The sequence below is a fragment of the Micromonospora parva genome, from assembly GCF_000718515.1.
In the GTDB taxonomy this organism is placed as follows: Bacteria; Actinomycetota; Actinomycetes; order Mycobacteriales; family Micromonosporaceae; genus Micromonospora; species Micromonospora parva.
The window spans coordinates 1-25,547 of record NZ_JNZS01000031.1 but is presented as its reverse complement, the minus strand read 5'-3'; the positions used below and the strand labels follow the sequence as shown (position 1 = coordinate 25,547).

Here is a 25,547-nt window from a genome sequence, read left to right as displayed (position 1 = left end):
CACCGATGGAGGTGAGATGACCTCGACGTTGCCTGAGCTGTACATCGCCGTCGATGTGGAGGCGGACGGGCCGATCCCCGGGCCGTACAGCATGATCTCGCTGGGCATGGCCGTGGCCGGCCGCCCGGACCTGACCTTCTACACCGAGCTGCGTCCCATCTCCGACGAGTTCGTCCCGGCGGCGCTGGCCGTCTCCGGCCTGGACCGGGACCGTCTGCTGCGGGAGGCGCCCACCGCGCAGGAGGCGATGTCCGCCGCCGCGGCCTGGGTCAACGGGCTGCGGCGGGTCGGCCGTCCGGTCTTCCTGGCCGCCCCGGCCGTCTGGGACGGCATGTTCGTGCACTGGTACTTCGTCCGCTTCGTCGGGCACAGCCCGTTCGGCGCGACCGGCTCCGGCGTCGATCTGCGCAGCTACTGGATGGGGTTGACCGGCAGCGAATGGGTCCAGACCCGCAAAGGCACGATCAAGCACGAGCTGGGCCTGCACGACGTGTCGCACACGCACCACGCCGGTGAGGACGCCGCCGAGCTGGCCCAGGTCTTCGACGCGGTGCTCCGCCGCCGGCAGCCCGCCGAAGAGGCGTCACCCCCGGCCGAGCAGGCGTGACGCCCTGACCGACCGAGCAGGCGTAACGCTCAGCGAGGCGTGACGCTCAGCCGAGCAGGCGAGGGGCGATGACCGCCTCCCGGACGCTGCCGTCCACGCCCCGGCTGACCTCGTACGCCGAGACGCCCTCGCGGTCCGCGATTGCCTCGACCAGCCGGGTGCCCCGGTAGACCAGGCCGACGCCGTCGTCGGTGCAGTGACTCGTGGGGAGCGTGCCGTCGCCGACCAGCTCGTGCATGAGCGGGCGGCGCTGGCCCTCACTGTCGTAGTGCACCCCGTTGCCGTACGGCAACCAGGCCAGGCCGTCGGTGAAGCCGCGCAGCCGCGGCCCGAAACTGTCGGTGGCACCGCCGACGTGCCAGCAGATCGAGCCGGCGGAGACACCGGCCAGCACCACACCGGCCTGCCAGCACTCGTGCAGGATCTCGTCGAGCCCGTGCACCCGCCACACGGCGACCAGGTTGGCGACGCTGCCGCCACCGACCCAGATCACGTCCTGGGCGAGCAGGTGGGCGCGGACGTCCTCGACGTTCGGCATCGGGAACAGCGCGAGGTGTGACGGCTCGAACCGGGTGCCGGCGAACGCGCCGTAGACCCCGGTCAGCGAGGTGGGCTGGTCACCGACGGCTTGCCCGAGGTAGCAGATTCGCGGCCGCGAACCGGCCTCAGCCAGCTCGGCCGCCAGCTCGAAGACCGGGCCGGGGCGCAGGTCGTAGGGCCCACGGTCGCCCCGGAGGAAGCCCATGCTGGTGGCGATGATGGTCGGTTCGCTGGCGGGCATCGGGGCGTCCTTCCGTTGCGGGCGGTGCGGCGTCCATCCTGCCGCAGCCGGCCTCCCGCCCGTTGCGTTCCGGCGCGGGGCCCGACCTCCACCCGTGGCGATCATGGTGGTGGCGGGGTGTCCGACAGTCGCAGCCCCCGCCAACTTCCATGATCAACCAGACTGGTCGGGACGCCGTTGCCGGGGCACCTCGACGTCGGGCCACAGCCCCAGGGCGGGACGGTCGGCCGGCGGCAGTTGCCCTGCGGCGGCCCGGGGCAGGGTGAACCGGTCGGCGGCGGCCGGTCCGGCCGAAGCCGACTCGCGCAGCATCCACCGCACCTCGTCGGCCGTCCAGCCCAGCCCCGGCCGGGCGGCGAGCTCACGGATCAACCGCCGACCAACAGTCGTGTCGTCGTCGTAGAAACGCATGCACCAGTGGTGCGTCCACATCCCGAGCGCCCGCAGGCCGGCGTCGTCCAGCGAGCCCACCAACCGGCCGCAGGCGGTGTCGGGGAAGCGCTGCTCGGGATCGCCCGTCCGGTCCCGTTCGATGGCGCCGACGGCGGCCGGCGCGACGGCCCGCATCCGGCGGTAGAAGGACTGCGCCACCGCGCGGGGCAGCGGGGGGAACGCACCCGGTGTCGACGCCGTCGTCCAACCCGCCACGCTCGTCATTCGCCGCACCCCTTCTTCAGTTGGTGGCCGGACGCTACCCGGCGCGACCGACACTTTCGGGCCGAAAAACCCCACCGATCGTGGATAGCGACGATGACCTGGGACGTCTGTATCTGTGACAACGAAACGGGGTGGTGGGTGGACGAGGACGAGCGCGCGCGGCTGGCCGAGTTCGTCGGCAGCCGTACTCCGGCGCTGATGCGGGTCGCGTACCTGTTGACGGGGGACCGCAACGCCGCCGAGGACCTGTTCCAGTCGGCGTTGGCGCGGGCCATCCCCAAGTGGGACAGCATTCGACACGCCGATCCGGAGGGCTATCTGCGGGTGGTGATGTACCGCGAGCAGATCAGCTGGTGGCGGCGGTTTCGACGGCGGCGGGAGACCCCGCTCAACCCGGCGGACGAACCGGTCGGCGGTGACCCCAGCGGCGGCTCCGACGTGCGGTTGGCGATGCGTGCCGCGCTGCGTCACCTGCCACCGACACAGCGGGCGGTGGTGGTCCTGCGCTACTACGAGGACCTGCCCGAAGCCCGGGTGGCCGAGTTGCTCGGCTGCTCGGTGGGCACCGTGCGCAGCCGTACCCATCGAGCGGTGCAGCGACTGCGGGAACTACTGCCCGACGTCGACATGCTGGAGGTACGGCGATGACGGACCCCTTCGAGCACCTCATCCGCTCCACCCTCACCGACCTGGCCGAGGAGGCACCGATCGTGCATGACCAGTTGAGCCGAGCGGAACGGCGGGTGCGCAACCGACGCCGCGCCACGGTGACGGTGGGGGCGGTGAGCACCCTGGCGGCGATCCTGATCGCCACTCCGCTCGCAGTGGCCGCGACCGGCTCGGACGAACCGCCCCCGGCCGTGCCCAGCCCGGCCGGCCCGGCGGCCGTACCCAGCCCGTCGGCACCCATCCCGTCCGCGCCCACCGCGGTGCCGACGGTCGAGCCCAGCCCCGGTGGCGGACTGGCCAGCCCGGTGGGTCCGCCCGGCGTCCCCGGCCGGCCGACTGTGTCGCCGACCCCGTTGACGCCGCCGGGCGTGCCGGGCAAGCCGGGCGGACCGACCGTCTCACCGAGCCCGTCGAGCTCGGCGGGCCCGCCCGGTGTGCCGGGCCGGCCGACGGCTTCGCCGAGCCCGTTGTCCTGAGCACCACCGGTCCGGTCGGCGGTCACCGCACGCCGGCCGGACCGGCCGTCTCACCGTCACCGCCGGAGGCGGGAGCCGGCCGGTCGGAGATTCCGGTCACCTTCGCGCGCCACTCCCCCGCACCGGCGAGCGTCGTGCGGCGCGGCGACCAGCGGGCACCGGCGCACCAGATTTGTCGACGCCGACGTGCCCGCTCATCCTTGGGCCATGACCGATCCCGGACACCCGAGGCGCGCGCCGCGGGGGCACCGATGAGCACCGCCATGGCCCGGGTGCCCGACTCCCTCCGAGGGCAGATCGTCACGCCCGGCGACCGCCGGTACGCCAACCTGCGCTCGACGTACACCAGGTCGGCGTCGCCGGCCGCCGTCCTGCTGCCGAAGACCACCGCCCAGGTGGTCGACGCGCTCCGCTACGCCCGCGAGCAGCGGCTGCCCATCGCGGTCCGCAGCGGCGGGCACGGCCTGTCCGGGGCCTCGTCGAACAACGGTGGGATGGTCATCGACCTGTCCATGCTCAACCGGGTTCAGGTGATCGACGAGCGGGCCGGGCTGGTCCGGGTCGAGGCCGGTGCCCGCTGGGCGAACGTCGCGAAGGCGTTGGCCCCGTACGGCCTGGTGATCAGTTCGGGTGACTACGGCGGCGTCGGGGTCGGCGGCCTGGCCACCGGCGGTGGTGTCGGCTGGCTGGTCCGCGCGCACGGCCTGACCGTCGACCGGGTCCGCGCCGTCGAGGTGGTGCTGGCGGACGGGACGCTGGTACGCGCGGACGCCGACCACGAGCCGGAGCTGTTCTGGCTGGTCCGCGGGGCCGGAGCCGGCGCGGGGATCGTGGTGGCCTTCGAGATCGAGGCGGCCGAGCAGCGCAACGTCGGTGTCGCGCAGCTGGTCGTCGAGGCGCATCCGGACGGTCGCACGGTCCGGGAGTGGACGAGCTATCTCGCGCAGGCGCCCCGGGAGTTGTCCGCCGCCGCTGTGGTGTTCGCGGAGGGCCGATCGGTGCTCATGTCCATCACCGCCGTGGTCGCCGCCGAGAGCCTGCGTCGGGCCCGACCGGCGGTGGAGCCGCTGCTCGCCATCGGCAAGGTGCTCGAACACCGGACCGACCTGTTGCCCTACCCGACGCTGGTGCCGACCGCGCACCTCAACCCCAACGTCGGGCAGCAGCGTGGCACCACCACCAACGGGCTGTTTGCCGCGCTGGACGACGCCGGGGCGCGGGCCGTGACGCGAGCGGTGACCGGGCCGGGGCGGGCCGTGGTCCAACTCCGCTCGTTGGGCGGGGCGGTCAACGACGTCGCCCCCGACGCGACCGCGTACCCGCATCGCCACCAGGACACCCTGATCGTGGCGTCGGTGTTTCCGCCGCAGGCCGACGCCGCGTTGAACGCCGCCTGGCGGGCGGTCGGAGCGCGGGCCGACGGTGCGTACGTCAATTTCGAGAGCCGGCCGGACCCGGCCGCGTTCGCCCGGATCTACCCGGGCGAGACCGGGGCCCGGGTCCGGCGGCTGTGGAAGCGGTACGACCCGGACGGCGTGTTCCGACCGGCCCTGCTGACCGGCCAGCCCAACCGCACTGCCCAGCCCAGCCGATCCGGCCAGGCGGACCGCGCCGGTCAGCCCGCCCGATCCGGTCAGCCCAGCGGATCTGGTCAACCACACCGGCGTCGTCGACGCCCCCGCTGACCGGGCCGCCTCGCACCGGCACGCCCAGGTCCGATTCCCGCCAGCCGATGACCGGTCGAGCGGGGCATCATCGGTGACATGGAGTTGGACTTCGAGCGGTGTTACCGGGCCGTGGACAGCCGTGACCAGCGGTTCGACGGCTGGTTCTACACCGGTGTGACGTCCACCGGCATCTACTGCCGGCCGTCCTGCCCGGCGATCACCCCCAAGCGGAAGAACGTCCGGTTCTTCCCGTCCGCCGCGGCGGCGCAGGGCGCCGGGCTGCGCGCCTGCCGCCGCTGCCGGCCGGACGCCGCGCCCGGCTCACCGCAGTGGGACGTCCGCGCCGACGTGGTCGGCCGGGCGATGCGGTTGATCGCGGACGGGGTGATCGACCGGGACGGCGTGCCGGGGTTGGCCTCCCGGCTGGGGTACACCGAGCGGCACCTGCACCGGATGCTCAGCGCCGAGATGGGTGCCGGGCCGCTCGCGCTGGCCCGGGCGCAGCGCGCCCAGACCGCCCGGATCCTCATCGAGACGACCGACCTCGGGATGGCCGAGATCGCGTTCGCCGCGGGCTTCGGCAGCGTGCGGCAGTTCAACGACACGCTCCGCGAGGTGTACGCGAGCGCCCCGTCCGACCTGCGCACGGCCCGTGGTCGCCAGCGGACGGCGGTCGGGGCGGGGACGATCACGCTCCGGCTGGCGTACCGCCCGCCGCTGCACGCCCGGGCGCTGCTGGACTTCCTCGCGGTGCGGGCGTTGCCCGGTGTGGAGGAGGTCCGCGACGGGACGTACCACCGGGGTCTGCGGTTGCCACACGGCACCGGCCAGGTGGCCCTGACCCCGGCGGACGGGCACGTGGCGGCGACGTTGCGGCTGACCGACCTGCGCGACCTGGCGCCCGCTGTGGCCCGCTGCCGCCGGCTGCTCGACCTGGACGCGGACCCGGTGGCCATCGACGCCACGCTGGCCGCCGACCCGGCGCTGGCCCCGGCGGTCGCCGCTGAACCCGGCATCCGCGTTCCCCGGTCGGTCGACGGCTTCGAGGTGGCCGTCCGCGCCATCATCAACCAGCAGGTCTCGATCACCTCGGCAAGAACCACCCTCACCCGCCTCCTCTCCCACCGCGTTGATCATGAGGTTGACGAGGTCGATAAAGATCAAACCCCAGGTCAACCTCATGATCAACGGGGTGGGCTGCGGGGGTTCTTGGGGGCGGAGGAGCTCTTGTCGCTGCCGGATTCGGCGTTCGGAATGCCGGTGGGGCGGCGGGAGTCCTTGCGGGGGTTGGCCCGGGCCGTGGTGGACGGGTCTGTCGACCTCGCCCCCGGGGTGGATCGGGGGGAGGCCGTCCGAGGGCTGCTCGCGCTCCCGGGCATCGGCCCGTGGACCGCCAACTACCTGGCCATGCGCGCCTTCGGCGACCCGGACATCCTGCTCAGCTCCGACCTCGCGGTCCGGCGCGGTGCCGCCGCGCTCGGCCTGCCCGACACCCCGACAACCCTCGACCGGCACGCCCAGCGATGGCGTCCCTGGCGGTCCTACGCCACGATCAGACTCTGGAGAACGGCATGACCATCGACAGCACTGTACTGCGCACACCGGCCGGTCCACTGAGCATCCTCGCCGGCCCCGACGGTGCCGTTCGGGCGGCCGGCTTCACCCCGGACCCGGCGGCACTGCTGCCCCTGGTCCACCCGACCCTGCGGGCACCGCTGCGGGAGCGCACCGACCTCGGGCCGGTCAGCGCGGCGGTCACCTCCTACCTGGACGGTGACCTCGCCGCCATCGACGCGGTGCCGGTCCAGCAACGCACCGGCGGCGAGTTCATGGCGCACGCCTGGCAGGTGCTGCGCGAGGTGCCGCCCGGCACCCCGGTCACCTACACCGGGTACGCCGCGCTGGCCGGTCGGCCACCGGCGGTGCGGGCCGCCGCGGCGGCCTGCGCCCGGAACGCGGCAGCCCTCTTCGTGCCGTGCCACCGGGTTCTTCGCACCGACGGCACGCTCGGCGGTTACCGCTGGGGGCTGGAGGTGAAGGAGTGGCTTCTCGGTCATGAGCGCCGCTTGACGGCAAGCTGACAGAAGCATCGACACCTGTTAGACGCTACCGTCTGGTAGTGCCTGTGGAGAGCGACGGCGACCCGGCCACCCGGGCCGCCGCGGGAACCCGCCCCGCGCACAACCTCTGGCGGCTACGCCGCTACCTGCGCCCGTACGCCGCCGAGTTCGCCTGGCTGCTCGTCGCGGGGCTCGCCGGCACCGCCGCCGGGATCGCCGTACCGCTGGTCGTGCAGCGGGTCGTGGACGGGCCGGTGGCCCGACACGAACCGGCCGGGCTGCTCCAGCTCGGCGGCCTGGCGCTGCTGCTGGGTGTGGTCGAGGCGGTGCTCATCTTCATCCGCCGGTGGGTGCAGTCATCCTCGGCGGTGGGCATGGAGGCGGCGCTGCGCGCCGACGTCTACGCCCACCTGCAACGGCTGCCGACGAGCTTCCACGACCGCTGGCAGTCCGGCCAGCTGCTCTCCCGGATCACCAGCGACCTGTCGGTGATCCGCCGGTTCCTCTCCTTCGGCGTGTTCTTCCTGGTGCTCAACCTGACCACGTACGTGGTCGTGGTGCTGCTGCTGATCAACCTGCATCCGGTGCTCGGGGTGCTGGTAGCGGCCAGCGCGGTGCCGCTGCTGCTGATCAGTCGCCGGTTCGGGCGGCACTACCACGCCGCGTCCCGCCGGATGCAGGACCTGCAAGGCGACGTGGCGACCCTGGTCGAGGAGACCGCACAGGGTCTGCGCACCATGAAGGCGTACGGGCGGGGGCCCGAACTGGCCGCCCGCTTCGCCGGCGCGGCCCGGCGGCTGCACGACACCGGGGTCGGCAAGGGGCGGCTGCTGGCCAACACCTCGGCGCTGCTCGACCTGGTGCCCAACGTGACACTGGGCGTGGTGCTGGCGGCGGGGGCGGCCGCCGCCGCGCACGGGGCGCTCACCATCGGCGAGCTGGTCGCGTTCGTCAGCCTGCAACTGATGCTCATCTGGCCGGTGCAGTCACTGGGTTGGATCATCGCCAACGGTCAGGAGGCGGCCACCGCCGCCGACCGGATCCAGGAGGTGCTGGACACCCCACCGGAGATCGTGGATTCTCCCGGCGCTGTCGCTCTGCCCCGCGACGCGGTGCGCGGCCGGCTGCGCTTCGAGCGCGTCGCGTTCAGCTATCCGGGTGCCAGCACGCCGGTGCTGCGTGAGATCGACCTGAGCATCGAGCCGGGCGAGACACTGGCCCTGGTCGGCGCCACCGGCAGCGGCAAGAGCACACTGCTCTCCCTGGTGCCCCGGCTGCACGAGGTGACCGCCGGGCGGATCACAGTGGACGGCCACGACCTGCGCGACCTGCGGCTGGCCTCGCTGCGCCGGCTGGTCGGGGTGGCGTTCGAGGAACCCACGCTCTTCTCCATGTCGGTGCGCGAGAACCTCACCCTGGGTCGCCCGGACGCCGGCGACGACGAGGTCCGCGCGGCCCTCGCGCTGGCCCAGGCCGACTTCGCGTACGACCTGCCCTGGGGGTTGGCCACCCGGGTGGGCGAGCAGGGGTTGTCCCTCTCCGGCGGGCAACGGCAACGGCTCGCGTTGGCGCGGGCCGTGCTCGGCCGGCCGGCGGTGCTGGTGCTGGACGACCCGCTCTCCGCCCTCGACGTGCACACGGAAGCCCTGGTCGAGGCGGCGCTTCGCCGGGTCCTGCGCGACAGCACCGCGCTGCTGGTGGTGCACCGGCCGTCGACGATCGCGCTGGCCGACCGGGTCGCCCTGTTGGAGGACGGGCGGATCACCGCGACCGGCACACACTCCGACCTGCTGGCCACCGTCCCGGCGTACCGGGCGCTGCTCGCCGCCGAGCCCCCCGCCGGGCATCCCCCACCGGCCGGGGCCGGCGGGCCCAGCCCGTCCCCTTCGGACGGGTGGGGACTGGTGCGTTCGTGAGCGTGCCCAGGCAGGCCGACCCACCTCCGGAGGAGGAGCCCGAGCTCACCCGCTGGCGCGGAACCGCCACCGACCCGGAGGCCGACCGCAGTCGAGCGGAGGACACCAGCCCCGAGGCGGTGGCCCGGCTGCGCCGGCTCAGCCGCAGCCTGCTGGGCGACCTGCTGCGCGGGCACCGGAAGCGGCTCGCCGCGGCGGTCGCCCTGCTGCTGGTCCAGAACGCCGCCGCGATGGCCGGCCCGTACCTGGTCATGATCGGCATCGACCGGGCCATCCCACCGTTGCGCGCCGGCGACCCCGGGCTGCTGATCGCCGTCGCCGGGGCATTCGCGGTGGCCTCGGTGACCGAGTACGCGGCCCGCCGCGGCTTCCTCGCCCTGTCCGCCCGGATCGGCCAGGCCGTCCTGCTCGACCTGCGCAAACAGGTGTTCGGGCACTTCCTGCGGCTGTCGGTGGACTTCCACGAGCGGTACACGTCCGGCCGGATGGTGTCCCGGCTCACCAGCGACCTGGACTCGATCGCCGAGCTGGTCGACGGTGGGATCGACAGCCTGGTGCTGGCCGGGCTCTCGATCCTGTCGGTGGCCGCCATCCTGCTCTGGCTGGACCTGCCGCTGGCGGGCGTGACGCTGTTCGCGTTTCCGTTCCTGTTCTCGCTCTCCCGCTGGTTCGCCCGGTCGTCGGCCAGCGCGTACCGACGGACCCGGGACGCTGTCGCGCTGGTCATCGTGCACTTCGTCGAGTCGATGCGGGGCATCCGGGCGGTGCAGGCGTTCCGCCGGGAACCCCGCAACCAACGGATCTTCGTGGCGCTCGGCGACGACTACCGACGGACCAGCCTGCACGCGTTCCGGCTGATCGCCACGTACTCGCCGGCGATCAAGCTGATTGGCAACGTCACGGTGGCCGTGGTGCTCTGCTACGGCGGGTGGCGGGTGCTCGGCGGGCAGACCGAGATCGGTGTGCTCGCCGCGTTCCTGCTCTACCTGCGCCGCTTCTTCGAGCCGATGCAGGAGCTGAGCCAGTTCTACAACTCGTTGCAGTCGGCCACCGCCGCCCTGGAGAAGCTGGCCGGGGTGCTCGACGAACGACCGGCCGTCGCCGAACCGGCCCGGCCCACACCACTGCCGACCGGGCCCGGCCGTGGCGAGCTGACCTTCCGGGCGGTCAGCTTCGGCTACCGGACCGACACCCCGATCCTCCGCCGGCTGGAGTTGACGGTGCCGGCCGGGCAGACCGTCGCGCTGATCGGGCCCACCGGGGCGGGCAAGTCGACAATCGCCAAGCTGGTCGCCCGATTCCACGACCCGGACACCGGCACCGTCACGTTGGACGGGGTCGACCTGCGCGACGTACGCGACGCCGACCTGCGCCGGGCGGTGGTGCTGGTGACGCAGGAGAACCACCTGTTCAGCGGCACCGTCGCGGAGAACATCCGGTTCGGTCGCCCGGGGGCCGACGACGCCGCCGTGCAGGCCGCCGCGCGGGCGATCGGCGCGCACGACTTCATCGCCGCGCTACCCGACGGGTACGCCACCCAGGTGCACCGACGAGGCGGGCGGCTCTCCGCCGGGCAGCGGCAGCTCGTCGCGTTCGCCCGCGCGTTCCTGGCCGACCCGAGCGTGCTCATCCTGGACGAGGCGACGTCGTCGCTGGACGTGCCGACGGAACGTCTGGTGCAGCGGGCACTCGGCACCATCCTGCGCGACCGGACCGCACTGGTGATCGCCCACCGACTCTCCACGGTGGAGACCGCCGACCGGGTGCTCGTCATCGACGGCGGGAAGGTCGTCGAGGACGGCCCACCCGCCGTGCTGGCCCAGGCCGGCGGCCGGTACGCCGCCCTGCACCGCCAGTGGCGCGACTCGCTGATCTAGCCGGGCCGCCCCGGTGGTGGCCGTTCCCCGCCGGCCGGTGTGTTCGGCCGCAACTACGTCGCCCCGCACCCGGCGGATGCCTACGATCGCAGGATGACCGACACGGCGAGGACGGCCCGCGCCGGCGTTCCCGAGCGTCCGACCCTGGACGGGCTCGAGGAGAGCTGGGCGCGCCGCTGGCAGGAGGAAGGCACGTACGCGTTCGACCGCTCGAAGGAGCGCAAGGACGTGTACGCGATCGACACCCCGCCGCCGACCGTATCGGGCGAGCTGCACATGGGGCACGTGTTCTCGTACACGCACACCGACACCTCGGCGCGCTACCAGCGGATGCGCGGCAAGGCCGTCTTCTACCCGATGGGCTGGGACGACAACGGCCTGCCCACCGAGCGTCGGGCGCAGAACGTGTACGGGGTGCGACCCGACCCGGCGCTGCCGTACGACCCGGTGTGGCGGCCACCGGCGGCCCCGGTCGACGACGCGGCCCGCCGCGACCCCACCCCGATCTCCCGGCGCAACTTCATCGAGCTGTGCGAACGGCTGACGGTCACCGACGAGCAGGCCTTCGAGGCGCTGTGGCGGCGGCTGGGGCTCTCGGTGGACTGGTCCCTGACGTACACGACGATCGGCCGGATCGCCCGGACCACCAGCCAACGGGCGTTCCTGCGCAACCTGCGCCGCGGCGAGGCGTACCAGTCGGAGGCGCCGACGCTCTGGGACGTCGGCTTCGCCACCGCTGTCGCCCAAGCGGAGCTGGAGGACCGGGAGCGCCCCGGCGCCTACCACCGGCTGCGGTTCGCCACTGCCGACGGGCGTGCGGTGCTCATCGACACCACCCGGCCCGAGCTGTTGCCGGCCTGCGTGGCGCTGGTCTGCCACCCCGACGACGAGCGGTACGCCGACCTGGTGGGCGGCACGGTGCGCAGCCCGCTGTTCGACGTCGAGGTGCCGGTGTACGCCCATCCCCTCGCCGAACCCGGCAAGGGCACCGGCATCGCGATGGTCTGCACCTTCGGTGACCTGACCGACGTGACCTGGTGGCGTGAGCTGGGGCTGGCCACCCGGGTGGTGATCGGCCGGGACGGTCGACTGCTCCCCGAGCCGCCGGACGGGGTGCCCCCGCAGCCGTACGCGGCGCTGGCCGGGCAGACCGTCAACGGTGCCCGCCGGGAGATCGTCGGGATGCTGGCCGACGCCGGTGACCTGATCGGCGAGCCGCGCCCGGTCACGCACCCGGTCAAGTTCTACGAACGCGGTGACCGGCCACTGGAGATCGTCTCGACCCGACAGTGGTATCTGCGCAACGGCGGCCGGGACGAGGCGCTGCGCGCCACCCTGTTGGGTCGCGGCGAGGAGCTGCACTGGGTGCCGGCGCACATGAAACACCGCTACGACAACTGGGTGGGCGGCCTCAACGGGGACTGGCTGGTCAGCCGTCAACGCTTCTTCGGGGTGCCGGTGCCGGTGTGGTACCGGCTCGACGACGCTGGCGAGCCGGACTGGTCCCACCCTCTCACGCCGGACGAGTCCGCGCTGCCGGTCGATCCATCCAGCGATCCGGCGCCGGGGTACGACGAGTCTCAGCGCGGCCAGCCGGGCGGTTTCATCGGCGACCCGGACGTGCTGGACACCTGGGCCACGTCGTCGCTGACCCCGCAGATCGTCGGTGGCTGGGAGACCGACCCGGACCTGTTCGCCAGGGTCTTCCCGATGGACCTCCGCCCGCAGGGGCAGGAGATCATCCGGACCTGGCTCTTCGACAGCGTGGTCCGTTCCCACTTCGAACACGGGGTGCTGCCCTGGCGGGACACCGTGCTCTCGGGCTGGATCCTCGACCCCGACCGCAAGAAGATGGCGAAGTCCAAGGGGAACGTGGTGACCCCGCTGGCCCTGTTGGAGCAGCACGGCTCGGACGCGGTGCGCTACTGGGCGGCCAGCGGCAAGCCCGGCATGGACCTGGCGTTCGACCCGGCGCAGATCAAGGTGGGCCGGCGACTGGCCACCAAGCTGCTCAACGCGTCCAAGTTCGCGCTCGGGCTGGGCGCGGCGGACGCCCTGCGCGCCCCGGCGACCACACCACTGGACCGGGCCATGCTCGCCGAGCTGGCCACCGTGGTCACCGCCGCGGGTGCCGCCTTCGACTCGTACGACCACACGGCGGCGTTGCAGGTGACCGAGGCGTTCTTCTGGCGGTTCTGCGACGACTACATCGAGCTGGTCAAGGAGCGCGCCTACGGCACCGGCGCGGCGGCCGACTCGGCACGGGCCGCGTTGGCCTCGGCGCTGTCGGTGCAGCTGCGGTTGTTCGCCCCGGTGCTGCCGTACGTGACCGAGGAGGTCTGGTCGTGGTGGCGGTACGGCTCGGTGCACCGGGCACCCTGGCCCACCACCCACGAGGTGGCCCGGACGATCGAGGGGTCGGGGGACCCGGCGCTGCTGCGGCTCGCCGGTGACGCGTTGAGCCAGGTGCGCCGGGCCAAGTCGGAGCGGAAGCTGTCGATGAAGGCGGAGGTGCCGTTGGCCGAGGCGCTCGGCCCGGCGGCGCTGCTGGAGCAGCTCACCCTGGTCGCCGACGACCTACGAGCGGCGGGCCGGATCGGCAAGCTCGACCTGCTCCCGGACCGCGCCCCGGAGCTGGTCATCGCCTGCGCCTTCTGAGCCGGGTCCGCCGCCGCCCGTCCGGGCGGCGGCGGACCGTCGGGTCACCAGCCGCGCAGGAACCGCAGCCCGAGCAGGAACGCGACCACGGAGGGCCCCACCAGCAGGGTGATCGCCTGGAGTCGGTACGGCATCCGGTGCCGGGTCAGCTCCCCCGCGTTGCCCAGCACGATCGCCCCGGCCAGCATCAGGAAGGCGCCCCACCAGCCGGTCTTGAGGTGGATCAGATCCACCCGGATCAGTTGCAGGGTCACGCCGAGCAGCGCGCCGGTCAGCGCGAGCAGGGCGACCGCCCGATGCAGGCCGCGGGCCAGCGGGTGAGCCGCCCGCCAGCCGTAGGTGCCGGCGACGGCCAGGCAGGGCAGCACCACCAGCAGCGGCCAGCCCCGCCCCATCACGCCGAACATCAGCAGCGCGCCGACCGCGAAGACGATCGTGCCGACGCAGGCCAGCACGTACCCGGCGAAGGACCGGCCACCCCCGCGGGCCAGCAACGGCCCACCGCTGGCCGCGATCAACGCGGCCGGAATCAGGATGAACACGGCCCACCAGTGGAACTGGCCGCTGCCCTGGGCCGCCGTGGCGACCGTGGCACAGGCCAGCCCGGCGACGGCCAGGCTGGTCAGCCACGGCCGGCTGCTCCGGGAGTACGGCTCAGCCAACGACGTCCGCTCCGCTTCGACGCTCACGCCCGTCAGCCTGACCCGAGCGGGCCCGACCGGTCCATCCGGCCAGCCCTACCGCCGGGCGGGGGCTGGCCGGAACAGCGGCTCGCACCGCTGTCAACTCGTCTCGCCGGCCACGCTGAACGAGCGCAGGCGGTCGATGGCGAGCACTGTGAAGCCGACGCTGACCAGCGCGGTCATCACCGACGCCACCGACACCGACACGCTCGCCTCCAACAGCCCGGTGGGGGCGATCCGGTCGGCGAGGGCGATCACGTACTGCTGGATGGAGAGCACCTTGGTGCCGCTGACGAAGTTGCCCAGCAGACCCTCCCAGATCAGCACGTAGACCAGGCCGAGGAGCACCGGCCGCCTGGTGACCAGGCTGAGCGCGAGGAAGAACGCCGAGTACGCCAGCGCGCCGAGCGCCGCCGCGGCGGCCAGCGCCAGACCGAGGCGTACCGAACTGGCGAGCACGCCCGCGACGTAGAGCGGCACCGCCACGGTGACCGCGGTGACCCCGGCGGCCACCGCGAGCTTCGGCAGCACGATCTGCCAGCGCGGCAGCGGCTTGGTCAGGATGTGCACCACGGTGCCGTCGTCGATCTCGGCGCCCAGCACGCCCGTGCCGATGATCAGCGCGACCACCGGTAGCACCACGGCGAGCCCGAGACCGACGAGCACCGGCGGCCCCCACTCGCGCGGGTCCACCCCCAGCGACCGACAGAGCACGGCCAGGCCGAGCAGCACCAACGGCAGCGGCAACAGCAGCAGGAACCGACGTCGGCCGAACAACCCGCGCGCGGTGATCCAGGTAACCGTGGACATCTATGCCTCCACCAGGTAGGAGAAGACGCTCTCCAGGGATTCGTCGGACGGCACCAGTTGCCGCACCCGGATGCCCTTGCTCAGGGCGATCCGGGGTAGCGCCCGGGTGAACGCGCCGTAGTCACCGGCCCGCACGGTCAGGCCGGTCGGTTCCAACTCGACCCCGCTCACCGACGCCTCGGCGATCAGCGCGACGGCCAACGCCCGGTCGTCGGTGGAGCGCACCGCGAAGACGTGCGGGCGGTTGGTCATCAACCGACGGATGGTCCGGAAGTCGCCGGAGGCTGCCAACCGGCCGGCCACCATCACCTGCACCGTTCCGGAGACCTGCTCGACCTCCTCCAGGATGTGCGAGCTGAACAGGATCGTCCGGCCGGCGTCGCCCAGGGTGTGCAGCAGCTGCATCATGTGCAGCCGCTGGCGGGGGTCCATGCCGTTGAACGGCTCGTCGAGCAGCAGCACCTGCGGCTCGTGCACCAGTGCGGCGGCCACTCGGGCGCGCTGGCGCATGCCCTTGGAGTACGTGCCGATCCGGCGGTCCTGCGCCGATTCCAGCTCCACCAGATCGATCGCCCGTCGGGCCGCGGCCGCGGGGTCGGGCAGCCGGTGCAGCTTCGCGCTGGCCAGCACGAACTCGTACGCGGTCAGGAAGCCCTGCACCGCTTCCCGTTCGCTGACCAGCCCCAACCGCCGGTAGACGTCGGGGTTGCGCCAGGTCGGCTCGTCGTCGAGGGTGACAGTGCCGCGCGACGGGGCGAGGAACCCGGCCATCATGTGCAGCAGCGTGGTCTTGCCGGCGCCGTTCGGGCCGAGCAGCCCGGTCACGCCCGGCCCCAGGGCCATGCTGATGTCGTTGACGGCGACCACGTTGCCGTACCACCGGGACACCCCGGTCAGGCTCAGCGTGCTCATCAGGAGGCGACCTTCCGGTAGCGGGCCAGCAGCAGAGCGGTCGCGCCGGCGACCAGCAGCACCGCGGCCAGGGCGTAGACCGGGCCGAACCCGCCGATGGACGGGCCGCCCTGGTCACCTTCGACGAGCAGGTCACCGAGCGACCAGATGCCCACCCCCTGCACCAGCGTGGACGGGGAGGCGAGCCCGGCCAGTTCGTTGGCGGCGCGCGACGGCAGGATGCTCAGCACGCCCACGATCGGGGTGGTCATCAGAAAGACCGCGACCACACCGCCGGCGGCGAAGGCACGCTTGCCGGTCAGCGACGCGACGAGCAGGCCGACCGAGGCGAAGACCACCGCCCACAGGCCGGCGTAGAGCAGCCCGGGCAGCAGGTCGAGCAACTCGTTCCACACCCCGCGCATGCCCTGCTTGGTGGTGAACGCGGCGCCCAGGAACATCAGCAGCTGCGGCCCGCCGAGCAGCAGCCAGAGCGCGGTGGCCAGCGCCAGCAGCTTGGCCAACGCGTAGTCGCTGCGCGGCAGCGGCCGGGAGAAGTACAGCGGCAGTACACCGCTGCGCAGATCGCGGGAGACCAGCTCCGGGGCGACGACCGCGACGAAGAAGATGACCAGCCAGCTCATCGAGTCGGCGAACTGGGCGTACGTGGCGACCGGCTCGCCGATCTGGCTACGGATGGCGGCCAGGGCCACCGCGACCAGGGTGACGATGCCGACCACCAGCCACGGGAAGATCTTGGCCTTGGCGCTGCGCCCGAACCCGAACGCGGTGCGCAGACCGTGCAGGTAGAGCGCGCCGAAGACCTGCCGACGGCCCAGCCTCGGGCCCTCGTAGCGCTGGTAGCCGATGTCGTGGATGACTCCGGTCGGCGTCTGCCGGGCGGTGGTGGTGGACGGCTCAGGCATGAGTGAGCTCCCTCGTGGCGAAGAGTTCGGCCACCCGGTGCCGGCGCTGGTCGAGTCGGTGCAGTGGCAGGTCGAGGTCGGCGACCGCGCCGAGGATCAGGTCGTAGGTGCCGTCGTCGGCGAGCGGCACGAGGAGCAGCCGCCCGTCCCGGGCGACCGGCAGCTTCAGCTCGGCGAGTCGGGCGGCGAGCTCCTCGGTGCCCTCACTGACCTCAACGGCGAGCACGTCGGTGGCCGTGGTCATCGCGGAGATGTTGTCGGCGCGCAGCAACCGGCCACCGTCGATGGCGATCAGCGTGTCGCAGATCCGCTCGACCTCGCCGAGGAGGTGTGAGCAGACCAGGACGGAGATGCCGAACTCGGTGCCGATCCGGTGCACCAGGGCCAGCATGGCGTCGCGGCCGGCCGGGTCCAGACCGTTCGTCGGCTCGTCGAGCAACAGCAGGTCGGGGTCGTGCACGAGCGCCTGGGCCAGCTTGACGCGCTGCTTCATGCCGGTCGAGTAGCCACCGACCGGCCGGTAGCGCTCCTCGTAGAGCCCCACGTGCCGCAGCGCCTCCGAGGCCCGCTCGCGGGCCGCGGTGCGGGGCAGGCCGCTCATCCGGCCGAGGTGGGTGACCAGCTCGGCGGCGGACAGGTCCGGTGGGAGGCAGTCGTGCTCCGGCATGTAACCGACCCGGTTGCGGACGGCCGCCGGGTCCGCGGTCGGGTCGATGCCCAGCACCGAGACCTGGCCGCTGGTTGGTGCGATCAGGCCGAGCAGGATCTTGATCAAGGTGGATTTGCCGGCGCCGTTCGCGCCCACCAGGCCGATGATCCCGGGCTCGACGGCGACGGTGAGGTCGGCCAACGCGGTGACCCGACCTCCGTACGTCTTGGTGAGCGACTGGGTCGCGATCAGTGTCACGCGCCCAGCGTAGGGAGTCGATGCCCAGCATGGACACCGGCACGCCCCCGGCGCTCCCCTGATCCTTTCCCGGCCGGCCCCCTAAGGTCCGCGGCGGGCTCTCGCGGCGTTTTCGCCGGTCCCGCGTTCGGTCGGACCCCGCTTCCGGAAAGACCCATCCGAGGTGACACCATTCACCTCTCGTTCACCGGGCATCGATCCGCCTGGCGATCGACCGACGACGCGGGAGGGATCCTGATGGCCGAGGTGGGCGTCCCGAAGGTGAGCGTCGTGGTGCCGGCGTACAACTGCGGCCCGCACATCGAGAAGCTCGTCGCCTCACTGCTGCGCCAGTCACTGCCCGCCGACGAGTTCGAGATGATCTTCGTCGACGACGGCTCGACCGACGAGACGGCCGAGCGGCTGGATCGGCTGGCCGCTGAGCACCGACACGTCACTGTGCTGCACATCGAGAACTCCGGCTGGCCGTCGCGTCCGCGCAACCTCGGCATCGAGCAGGCCCGCGGCGAGTACGTCTTCTTCGCCGACGACGACGACTGGTTCGCCGACGAGGCGTTGGAGCGGCTGTACGCCTGCGCGAAGGCGAACGACGCCGACATCGTGATCGGGAAGATGGCCGGGTACGGCCGGCCCGTGCCGCGGGAGCTGTTCCGGAAGAACCGCTTCGACGCGACGCTCAGCAACTCACCTCTGATCGACAGTCTGACCTGCCACAAGCTGTTCCGGCGGTCGTTCCTCAACGAGCACGGTCTGCGGTTCCCGGAGGGCGGCAAGCGTCGGCTGGAGGATCATTCGCTGGTGGTCCGGGCCTACTTCCTGTCCCGGCGGACCTCCGTGTTGTCCGACTACATCTGCTACCACCACGTTCAACGGGGCGACGCACGCAACGTCACCGCGGCCCCGCTGGACCCGTCGAGCTACTACGCCAGCGTGCGGGAGGCGCTGGACGTGGTGGACGCCCACACCGAGCCGGGTGCGCTGCGGGACCGGCTGCACCGGCGCTGGCTGCGCAACGAGATGCTCAGCCGGCTGCGCGGCAAGCGGCTGCTGAACGCCCCTGAGGCATGGGTGGAGCAGGTCGCGCTGGAGGTCCAGAAGATCATGCAGGACCGCTTCGCCCCTGGCGTCGCCGGTGGACTGCCGCCGATGCTCCGGGCGATGGCGTACCTGGCGGAGCGGGGCCGGGTCGCGGACCTGCGCAGGCTTGCCCACTGGGAGGCGGGCATCGGCGCCCACGGCACCGTCGGTGAGCTTCGGCGCGCCGATCACGCCGTCACGGTGACCGTCGCCGCCGAGCTGCGCTCCGCGGACCAGCCGGTCAGCTTTCGCGCCGACGGTGACCGCGACGTGCTGATGCTGCCGATGGAGGAGATCGAGCCCGAGGTGCTCGACGCGACCGCGCAGGTGCGCAAGGCCCGCCTGGACCTGGTGGCCCGCCACCGGGAGACCGGCGCCGAGATCTTCCTGCCGAACACCTTCGAGACCGAACGGATCACCGGTACGACAGCGGCGGACACGGTCCACCTGGTGCACCGGGCCACCGCCACCATCGACTTCGCCGCCCTCAACGGCGGCCGGACGCGGGGTAGCTGGCTGCTCAAGGCCCGGATCACCAACGTGGGCTGGACCGAGGACGCGCGACTGCCGCTGGTGTTCATCTGCCGTGCCGACGGCTCGCGACCGCGCATCCGCGACGAGCGGAAGGTGTGGAACCGGCTGCGGTCGGCGGTGGGCCGGCGGATCAAACGCTGACCCGTCGGCGGGGGTCTTGGAGTGGCACCCTCGACCGATCGGCGGTCGGCTGCGAAACTGTGTGCCGGTCAGCGAGTGGGGAGCGTGAATGAGCAACGGCTGGGTGCTGCCCGACGAGGTGCTACGGGACGCGCCGGCGTACACGCCACGTCCCGGTGAGCTCGCGGATCTGGAGCTGCTGCTGACCGGCGCGTACGCCCCGCTGACCGGCTTCATGACCCGCGCTGACCTGGTCTCGGTGAGCCGGCGCGGCCGGCTGGCCGACGGCACCCCGTGGCAGGTGGCGGTGGTTCTCCAGGTGCCGACCGCGCTGGCGCAGAGCTTCGATCCGCGCGACCCGGCCCGCCGGGCGCTCGTGTTGACCGACGGGGAGGGTGCCCCGGCTGCGGCCCTGGACGTGGCCGACGTCTGGCCGATCCGCGAGGGTGTGGCGGGGGTGGGCGGCCAGGTCCGACGACTGGGCGACGGTGGGCACGGCCCGTTCCAGCGGCTGCGTCGTGACCCGGAGGAGGTCCGCGCGCTGCTGCCCCCGGGCCGGGTGCTCGGGGTGATCGCCGATCGGCCGTTGCATCGTCCGCAGCTCGCCCAGATCGCCCATGCCGCCCGCACCCTGGCCGCTCATCTGCTCGTGATGATCCCGGTCGGTGAGGGCGGCGTCGGTGGGCTCCCGCCGGAGGCGCTGGTCCGTACGATCTTCGCCGCCCGGGACCGGATGCCGCCCGCCACGCTGGTCGCGGTGCCGCTGTCGCACCGCCACGAGGAGATCAGCGACGCGTTGCTGCGCGCCCGGGTCTCCGCCGCGTACGGGGTCACCCACCTGCTCTCCACCGGGGAGATGCTCTCCGGTGCCGGGCTGCGGGTGCTGGTGCCCCGCGAACTCGCCTACGACAACCGGGACGGGCAGTGGCGGTGGCGGGAGGACATCCCACCGCGCAACCGCCGGCTCGCGCTGACCCAGGCGGAGATCGACGACCTGCTCGACAGGGGTTTCCCGCTGCCGGAGTGGCACACGCCGCCCGCTGTGGCGCGGGAGTTGGCCCGGGCCCGGCCGCCGCGCCGGCAGCGAGGGCTGGTGGTCTTCCTGACCGGCCTGTCCGGCTCCGGCAAGTCGACTGTCGCCCGGGGGCTGGCGGACGCGTTGCGGGAGAGCGGCGACCGGACGGTGACCCTGCTCGACGGGGACGTGGTGCGCCGGGAGCTCTCCGCCGGGTTGAGTTTCAGCAAGGCCGACCGGGACCTCAACGTCCGGCGGATCGGCTGGGTGGCCGCCGAGATCGCCCGGCACCGTGGGGTGAGCATCTGCTGCCCGATCGCCCCGTACGCGGCGGCCCGCGCCACCGCCCGGGAGATGGCTCTCGCCGCCGGGGCGGGTTTCGTGCTGGTGCACGTGGCCACTCCGCTGGAGGTGTGCGAGCGCAGGGACCGCAAGGGCCTGTACGCGCGGGCGCGGGCCGGCCTGCTCACCGGGATGACCGGCATCGACGACCCGTACGAGGAGCCGACCGACGCGGATCTGGTTCTCGACACCAGTGACGTGAGCGTGGCGGACGCGGTTCAGGCGGTGCTGCACCATCTGACCGAGACCGGTTGGGTGGAGCTGACCATCCCGTCCACCTGAGGCGTCGCCGTACCCCGTTTCTTCCGCCGCTGACCGGCACGCGCTAGTGTTCATCTTTGTTGGAACACGTTTGACCGCGTGAGGGTACGTGGACCCCGGGGAGGCACGGCGGATGCTCGCTCAGCAGCGGCAGGCGGCCATCCTGGAGCGGGTCCGCTCGACCGGCGGCGTCCGGGTCAGCGAGCTGGCCGGCGAGTTCGGCGTGTCCGACATGACCATCCGGCGTGACCTGGACGCGCTGCACGAGCGCGGCCTGCTGGCCAAGGTGCACGGCGGTGCCACCACGACCGGGCCGAGCGCGACCGACGAGCCGGGCTTCCGCGCCAAGTCGGTCCGCCAACTGCCGGAGAAGGCGGCCATCGCCGATCGGGCCGCCCAACTGGTCCGGCCCGGCGCGGCGGTCGCGCTCTCCGCCGGCACCACCACCGCCGAGCTGGCCCGCCGGCTGGTGGACGTCCCCGACCTGACCGTCGTGACGAACTCGCTGCCGGTGGCCGAGATCATGCACGCGGGCGGTCGTCCGGACCAGACGGTGGTGCTCACCGGCGGGGTACGCACACCGTCGGACGCGCTGGTCGGCCCACTCGCGGTGGGGGCCGTCCGGTCACTGCACCTGGATCTGCTCTTCCTGGGCGTGCACGGCATCACCGAGCGGGCCGGCTTCACCACCCCGAACCTGATGGAGGCGGAGACCGACCGGGCGCTGGTGGCCGCGGCGGACCAACTGGTGGTGCTCGCCGACCACACCAAGTGGGGCACCGTGGGCATCTCCTCGATCGTCGAGTTGGCGGCGGCCCACGTACTGGTCAGCGACGATCGGTTGCCCCCAGCCGCACGGCGGGTACTCGACGAACGGGTGGGCGAACTGATCATGGTGAAGGCGACAGGGGGCGGGCCGCGTGACGCGCACGCCGACAACTGAGGGGACGGCGCCGTGAAGCGCACCGCGATCGACCTGGCCGACGGCCGGGAGCTGATCTACTTCGACGAGCGCGACGACGCGGTCCGCGACCAGCCGGACCGCCGGGACCTGCCACCGCCTCCCCCCGCGTCGCAACTGCGCTACGACCCGCTGACCGACGAGTGGGTGGCGGTCGCCGTGCACCGGCAGACCCGCACCTTCCTCCCACCGGCGAACGAGTGCCCGCTCGACCCGTCGGTGGGCGACCGGCTGACCGAGATCCCCGCACCCGACTACGACGTGGTGGTCTTCGAGAACCGGTTTCCGTCGCTGAGCGGTCGGGTGGCCGAGGAGCCCGGGGAGATCACCCCGTTCACACCGGTCCGGCCGGGCGTCGGCCGGTGCGAGGTGGTCTGCTTCACCTCCGACCACAACGCGTCCTTCGCCAGCCTGCCGCCGCGCCGGGTCCGCACCGTGTTGGACGCGCTCGCCGACCGCACCGAGGCGCTCGGCGCGCTGCCCGGCGTCGAGCAGGTCTTCTGCTTCGAGAACCGGGGCGTCGAGATCGGTGTCACGCTGCACCACCCGCACGGGCAGATCTACGCGTACCCCTTCGTGACGCCGCGCACCCGCGCGATGCTGGCCGCGGCCCGCCGGCACGCCGAGCGGACCGGCGGGGGCAACCTGTACGCGGACGTGCTGGCCGCCGAGCGGGCCACCGGTGACCGGGTGGTCGCCGAGAACGAACACTGGACGGCGTACGTCCCGGCGGCCGCGCGCTGGCCGTTCGAGGTGCACGTCGCGCCGCACCGGGTGCTGCCGGACATCCCGGCGCTCAGCGACAGCGAGCGGGAGTCGTTCGGTCCGCTCTACCTGGATCTGCTGCGCCGCTTCGACGGCCTGTTCGACATGCCGATGCCGTACATCTCGGCCTGGCACCAGGCCCCGGTACGGATCGATCGCGAGTTGGGTTACCTGCACCTACAGCTGTTCAGCTTCCGGCGGGCCACCGACAAGCTGAAGTTCCTGGCGGGCTCCGAGTCCGGGATGGGCGTCTTCATCAACGACATCGCCCCGGAACGCGCCGCCGACCTGCTGCGTGCCGCCTGAGCGGGCCCGCTGTGGCCGTTGGGGCTGAGCACGGCCGGGCCGACGTTGCGGGAAACAGGGCGCGGGGGGCCCGGGACAGGGCCCCCCGCAGGGAAGGGACGGCTGGCTGTGCACGGCACAGCCGGGAAGGCTGGCTGATCGGCGCACGGTGCCGCGGGTCGACCGTGGTCAACCTTCCTGGACGCGACTGGCATCTCGTCCATCCTGGTCAACGAGGCGCGCCGGCAGCAGTGACGCCGGCCGGCGTGGCGGCCCCGGACACACCGGAGCCCGCCGGCAGGGTGCCGGCGGGCTCCGATGACGCGGTACGCCCGGATCAGGCGGCGAGCTTGCGGGCCAGGTTCTCGTCGAGAGCGTTCATGAACTCGTCGGTGGTCAGCCACGGGGCGTCGCGCGAGATGAGCAGCGCGAGGTCCTTGGTCATCTGGCCACCCTCGACGGTGTCGACGATGACCTGCTCCAGCGTGTTGGCGAACTCGGTGACCGCCGGCGTGCCGTCCAGCTTGCCCCGGTGGGCCAGGCCCCGGGTCCAGGCGTAGATCGACGCGATCGGGTTGGTCGAGGTCTTCTCGCCCTTCTGGTACTGCCGGTAGTGCCGGGTGACAGTGCCGTGCGCGGCCTCGGCCTCGACGGTACGGCCGTCCGGGGAGAGCAGGACGGAGGTCATCAGACCCAGCGAGCCGAAGCCCTGCGCCACGGTGTCGGACTGCACGTCACCGTCGTAGTTCTTGCAGGCCCAGACGTAGCCGCCCTCCCACTTGAGCGCGGCGGCGACCATGTCGTCGATGAGCCGGTGCTCGTAGGTGAGGCCGGCGGCGTCGAACTCGGCCTTGAACTCCGCCTCGAACACCTCGGCGAAGATGTCCTTGAAGCGGCCGTCGTACGCCTTGAGGATGGTGTTCTTGGTCGACATGTAGACCGGGTAGTTGCGGTCCAGGCCGTACCGGAACGAGGCGCGGGCGAAGTCCCGGATCGACTCGTCGTAGTTGTACATGCCCATGGCGATGCCGCCGCCGGGGAAGTTGGCGACCTCCATCTCCATCGGCGTGCCGCCGTCGGCCGGGGTGTAGGTGATGGTCACCGTGCCCGGGCCGGGGACGACGAAGTCGGTGGCCTTGTACTGGTCACCGTGGGCGTGCCGGCCGATGATGATCGGCTTGGTCCAGCCGGGGACCAGCCGCGGCACGTTGGACATGATGATCGGCTCACGGAAGACGACGCCGCCGAGGATGTTGCGGATGGTGCCGTTGGGCGACCGCCACATCTTCTTCAGGCCGAACTCCTCGACCCGGGCCTCGTCCGGGGTGATGGTCGCGCACTTGACGCCGACGCCGTGCTCCTTGATGGCGTTGGCGGCGTCGATCGTGACCTGGTCGTCGGTCTCGTCGCGGTGCTGGATCGACAGGTCGTAGTAGTGCAGGTCGACGTCGAGGTAGGGCAGGATCAGCTGCTCCCGGATCTGCTTCCAGATGATCCGGGTCATCTCGTCGCCGTCGAGTTCTACGACCGGGTTGTTTACCTTGATCTTCGCCATCGGCCGGCGCTCCTCTCGGGGGACACGTGCTCAAGCAGTACGAGCGTACTGCAATTGGACCGGCAGCCCCCAGCCGGCCTCGACCGGCCGGCGGAACCGGACTGCGCGGAACAGGAATGCCCTGGAATCATCGTCCGATGCCACTGAACCGCACCCTCGGGTCTATCACGGTCACCGCGCTCACCGACGGTGAGGGTCAGTTCTTCCAGCCTCGCGCGGACGCGTTTCCGCAGGCCACAGCCGCTCACTGGGCGGAGGCCGACCGACGCGACCCCGGCTCGGTGACCGCCGACGGGCAGTGGTGGCTGCCGTTCCGCAGCTTCGCGATCCGGGTCGACGACGGGCCGGTGACGCTCGTCGACGCCGGCATCGGGCCGTCGGACTCCCTCGCCGCGAGCTGGGCGCCGGTGCCCGGCCGGATGCCCGCCGAGCTGGCCGCCGCCGGCATCGACCCGGCCGACGTCGACACGGTGGTGCTGACCCATCTGCACAGCGACCACATCGGCTGGGCGGTCACCGGCACGCCGGGGCAGCCGTACTTCCCGAACGCGAGCTACCTGGTGCAACGCGCCGAGGTCGACGCGGCGGAGACGCTGAACCCGGGGCTGCCGGCCGGCGTGATCGGGCCGTTGCGCGCCGCCGGCCAGCTCCGGGTGGTCGAGGGCGAGACCACCCTCACCCCGGCGGTACGTCTGCTGCCCACCCCCGGCCACACCCCTGGCCACCAGTCGGTGCTGCTGACCGCAGCCGACGAGCGGATGCTGTTCACCGGCGACCTGCTGGTGCACATGGTGCAGCTGGTCGATCCCGACCTGGCGTACGCCCACGAGGTGGACCAGGAACAAGCCCGCCGCTCCCGCCAGACCGCCCTGGCCACGGCGAACCCCACCCTTTTGGCCACCCCCCACCTGGCCACCCCCTTCACCCTTCACCCCCTGCCCACCGCCTGACCCCACCCCCTGATCGGTTGATCATGAGGTTGGCGGGCTTTTCGATCTCCACGCCTGCCGCTAACCCCATGATCGACCGGCGGGGGTGGGGTGGGGT

21 protein-coding genes and 2 pseudogenes are annotated in these 25,547 nt (G+C 72.4%); 15 read left to right on the top strand and 8 right to left on the bottom strand.

Annotated features, from left to right (window positions below):
- Positions 1-16 precede the first annotated feature (16 nt).
- Positions 17-607, top strand: coding sequence for a hypothetical protein (locus tag IF22_RS0129070; RefSeq protein WP_030337487.1), 591 nt, complete (start codon positions 17-19; stop codon positions 605-607).
- A 46-nt stretch (positions 608-653) separates the two neighbouring features.
- On the opposite strand, the gene IF22_RS0129065 is transcribed toward IF22_RS0129070, so the two are convergent.
- Positions 654-1,388, bottom strand: a complete 735-nt coding sequence (locus IF22_RS0129065) for a Type 1 glutamine amidotransferase-like domain-containing protein (RefSeq protein WP_030337486.1) — start codon at positions 1,386-1,388, stop codon at positions 654-656.
- 153 nt (positions 1,389-1,541) lie between these two features.
- Positions 1,542-2,045 carry a hypothetical protein gene (locus tag IF22_RS0129060; protein WP_030337485.1) on the bottom strand — a complete coding sequence of 168 codons (504 nt, stop codon included), beginning with the start codon at positions 2,043-2,045 and terminating at the stop codon, positions 1,542-1,544.
- A 138-nt stretch (positions 2,046-2,183) separates the two neighbouring features.
- Between IF22_RS0129060 and IF22_RS0129055 the strand changes: the two genes are divergently transcribed.
- The 9 genes and pseudogenes from IF22_RS0129055 (at position 2,184) to valS (ending at position 13,368) form a co-directional block, all read left to right on the top strand.
- A complete protein-coding gene (locus tag IF22_RS0129055; protein ID WP_030337483.1) occupies positions 2,184-2,693 on the top strand; it encodes a SigE family RNA polymerase sigma factor in 510 nt (169 codons plus the stop codon).
- Positions 2,690-3,190 carry a hypothetical protein gene (locus IF22_RS34055; RefSeq protein ID WP_051708854.1) on the top strand — a complete coding sequence of 167 codons (501 nt, stop codon included), beginning with the start codon at positions 2,690-2,692 and terminating at the stop codon, positions 3,188-3,190. The genes IF22_RS0129055 and IF22_RS34055 overlap by 4 nt, the downstream gene beginning before the upstream one ends.
- A gap of 251 nt (positions 3,191-3,441) precedes the next feature.
- Positions 3,442-4,875, top strand: coding sequence for an FAD-binding oxidoreductase (locus IF22_RS0129040; RefSeq protein ID WP_081884143.1), 1,434 nt, complete (start codon positions 3,442-3,444; stop codon positions 4,873-4,875).
- A gap of 78 nt (positions 4,876-4,953) precedes the next feature.
- Positions 4,954-5,976 (top strand): annotated as a pseudogene (locus IF22_RS0129035) (bifunctional transcriptional activator/DNA repair enzyme AdaA); the annotation flags it as partial.
- 72 nt (positions 5,977-6,048) lie between these two features.
- Positions 6,049-6,432, top strand: a pseudogene (locus IF22_RS36510) (DNA-3-methyladenine glycosylase family protein); the annotation flags it as partial.
- Positions 6,429-6,938, top strand: a complete 510-nt coding sequence (locus IF22_RS0129030) for a methylated-DNA--[protein]-cysteine S-methyltransferase (protein WP_030337477.1) — start codon at positions 6,429-6,431, stop codon at positions 6,936-6,938. The pseudogene IF22_RS36510 and the gene IF22_RS0129030, both read left to right, overlap by 4 nt.
- Positions 6,939-6,976: 38 nt before the next feature.
- Positions 6,977-8,833, top strand: a complete 1,857-nt coding sequence (locus IF22_RS0129025) for an ABC transporter ATP-binding protein (protein WP_030337476.1) — start codon at positions 6,977-6,979, stop codon at positions 8,831-8,833.
- Entirely contained in the window at positions 8,830-10,710 is a 1,881-nt protein-coding gene (locus tag IF22_RS0129020) for an ABC transporter ATP-binding protein (RefSeq protein WP_051708852.1), read from the top strand. The genes IF22_RS0129025 and IF22_RS0129020 overlap by 4 nt, the downstream gene beginning before the upstream one ends.
- 93 nt (positions 10,711-10,803) lie before the next feature.
- Entirely contained in the window at positions 10,804-13,368 is a 2,565-nt protein-coding gene (gene valS, locus IF22_RS0129015) for a valine--tRNA ligase (protein ID WP_030337474.1), read from the top strand.
- A 44-nt stretch (positions 13,369-13,412) separates the two neighbouring features.
- On the opposite strand, the gene IF22_RS0129010 is transcribed toward valS, so the two are convergent.
- From IF22_RS0129010 to IF22_RS0128990, 5 genes are all read right to left on the bottom strand, one after another.
- Positions 13,413-14,057: a hypothetical protein gene (locus IF22_RS0129010; protein WP_030337473.1), complete on the bottom strand. Its 645-nt coding sequence runs from the start codon at positions 14,055-14,057 to the stop codon at positions 13,413-13,415.
- A gap of 93 nt (positions 14,058-14,150) precedes the next feature.
- Positions 14,151-14,861 carry an ABC transporter permease gene (locus IF22_RS0129005; RefSeq protein ID WP_030337472.1) on the bottom strand — a complete coding sequence of 237 codons (711 nt, stop codon included), beginning with the start codon at positions 14,859-14,861 and terminating at the stop codon, positions 14,151-14,153.
- Entirely contained in the window at positions 14,862-15,773 is a 912-nt protein-coding gene (locus tag IF22_RS0129000) for an ABC transporter ATP-binding protein (protein ID WP_030337470.1), read from the bottom strand.
- Positions 15,773-16,678: an ABC transporter permease gene (locus IF22_RS0128995; protein ID WP_051708851.1), complete on the bottom strand. Its 906-nt coding sequence runs from the start codon at positions 16,676-16,678 to the stop codon at positions 15,773-15,775. The genes IF22_RS0129000 and IF22_RS0128995 overlap by 1 nt, the downstream gene beginning before the upstream one ends.
- On the bottom strand, positions 16,671-17,585 hold the full coding sequence (locus IF22_RS0128990; protein ID WP_030337468.1) for an ABC transporter ATP-binding protein: 915 nt from the start codon (positions 17,583-17,585) through the stop codon (positions 16,671-16,673). The genes IF22_RS0128995 and IF22_RS0128990 overlap by 8 nt, the downstream gene beginning before the upstream one ends.
- Before the next feature lie 237 nt (positions 17,586-17,822).
- Here IF22_RS0128990 and IF22_RS0128985 point away from each other — a divergent pair, with 237 nt between their 5' ends.
- The 4 genes from IF22_RS0128985 (at position 17,823) to galT (ending at position 22,966) form a co-directional block, all read left to right on the top strand.
- Complete coding sequence (locus IF22_RS0128985; RefSeq protein ID WP_030337467.1) at positions 17,823-19,337, top strand: glycosyltransferase family 2 protein; 1,515 nt, start codon at positions 17,823-17,825, stop codon at positions 19,335-19,337.
- Between the two features lie 88 nt (positions 19,338-19,425).
- Positions 19,426-20,955, top strand: coding sequence for an adenylyl-sulfate kinase (cysC, locus tag IF22_RS0128980; RefSeq protein ID WP_030337466.1), 1,530 nt, complete (start codon positions 19,426-19,428; stop codon positions 20,953-20,955).
- A 112-nt stretch (positions 20,956-21,067) separates the two neighbouring features.
- Positions 21,068-21,877 carry a DeoR/GlpR family DNA-binding transcription regulator gene (locus IF22_RS0128975; protein WP_030337465.1) on the top strand — a complete coding sequence of 270 codons (810 nt, stop codon included), beginning with the start codon at positions 21,068-21,070 and terminating at the stop codon, positions 21,875-21,877.
- 12 nt (positions 21,878-21,889) lie between these two features.
- Complete coding sequence (gene galT / locus IF22_RS0128970) at positions 21,890-22,966, top strand: galactose-1-phosphate uridylyltransferase (RefSeq protein WP_030337463.1); 1,077 nt, start codon at positions 21,890-21,892, stop codon at positions 22,964-22,966.
- A gap of 316 nt (positions 22,967-23,282) precedes the next feature.
- On the opposite strand, the gene IF22_RS0128965 is transcribed toward galT, so the two are convergent.
- A complete protein-coding gene (locus IF22_RS0128965) occupies positions 23,283-24,500 on the bottom strand; it encodes an NADP-dependent isocitrate dehydrogenase (protein ID WP_030337461.1) in 1,218 nt (405 codons plus the stop codon).
- A gap of 137 nt (positions 24,501-24,637) precedes the next feature.
- Between IF22_RS0128965 and IF22_RS0128960 the strand changes: the two genes are divergently transcribed.
- On the top strand, positions 24,638-25,450 hold the full coding sequence (locus tag IF22_RS0128960) for an MBL fold metallo-hydrolase (protein WP_030337459.1): 813 nt from the start codon (positions 24,638-24,640) through the stop codon (positions 25,448-25,450).
- Positions 25,451-25,547: the final 97 nt, after the last annotated feature.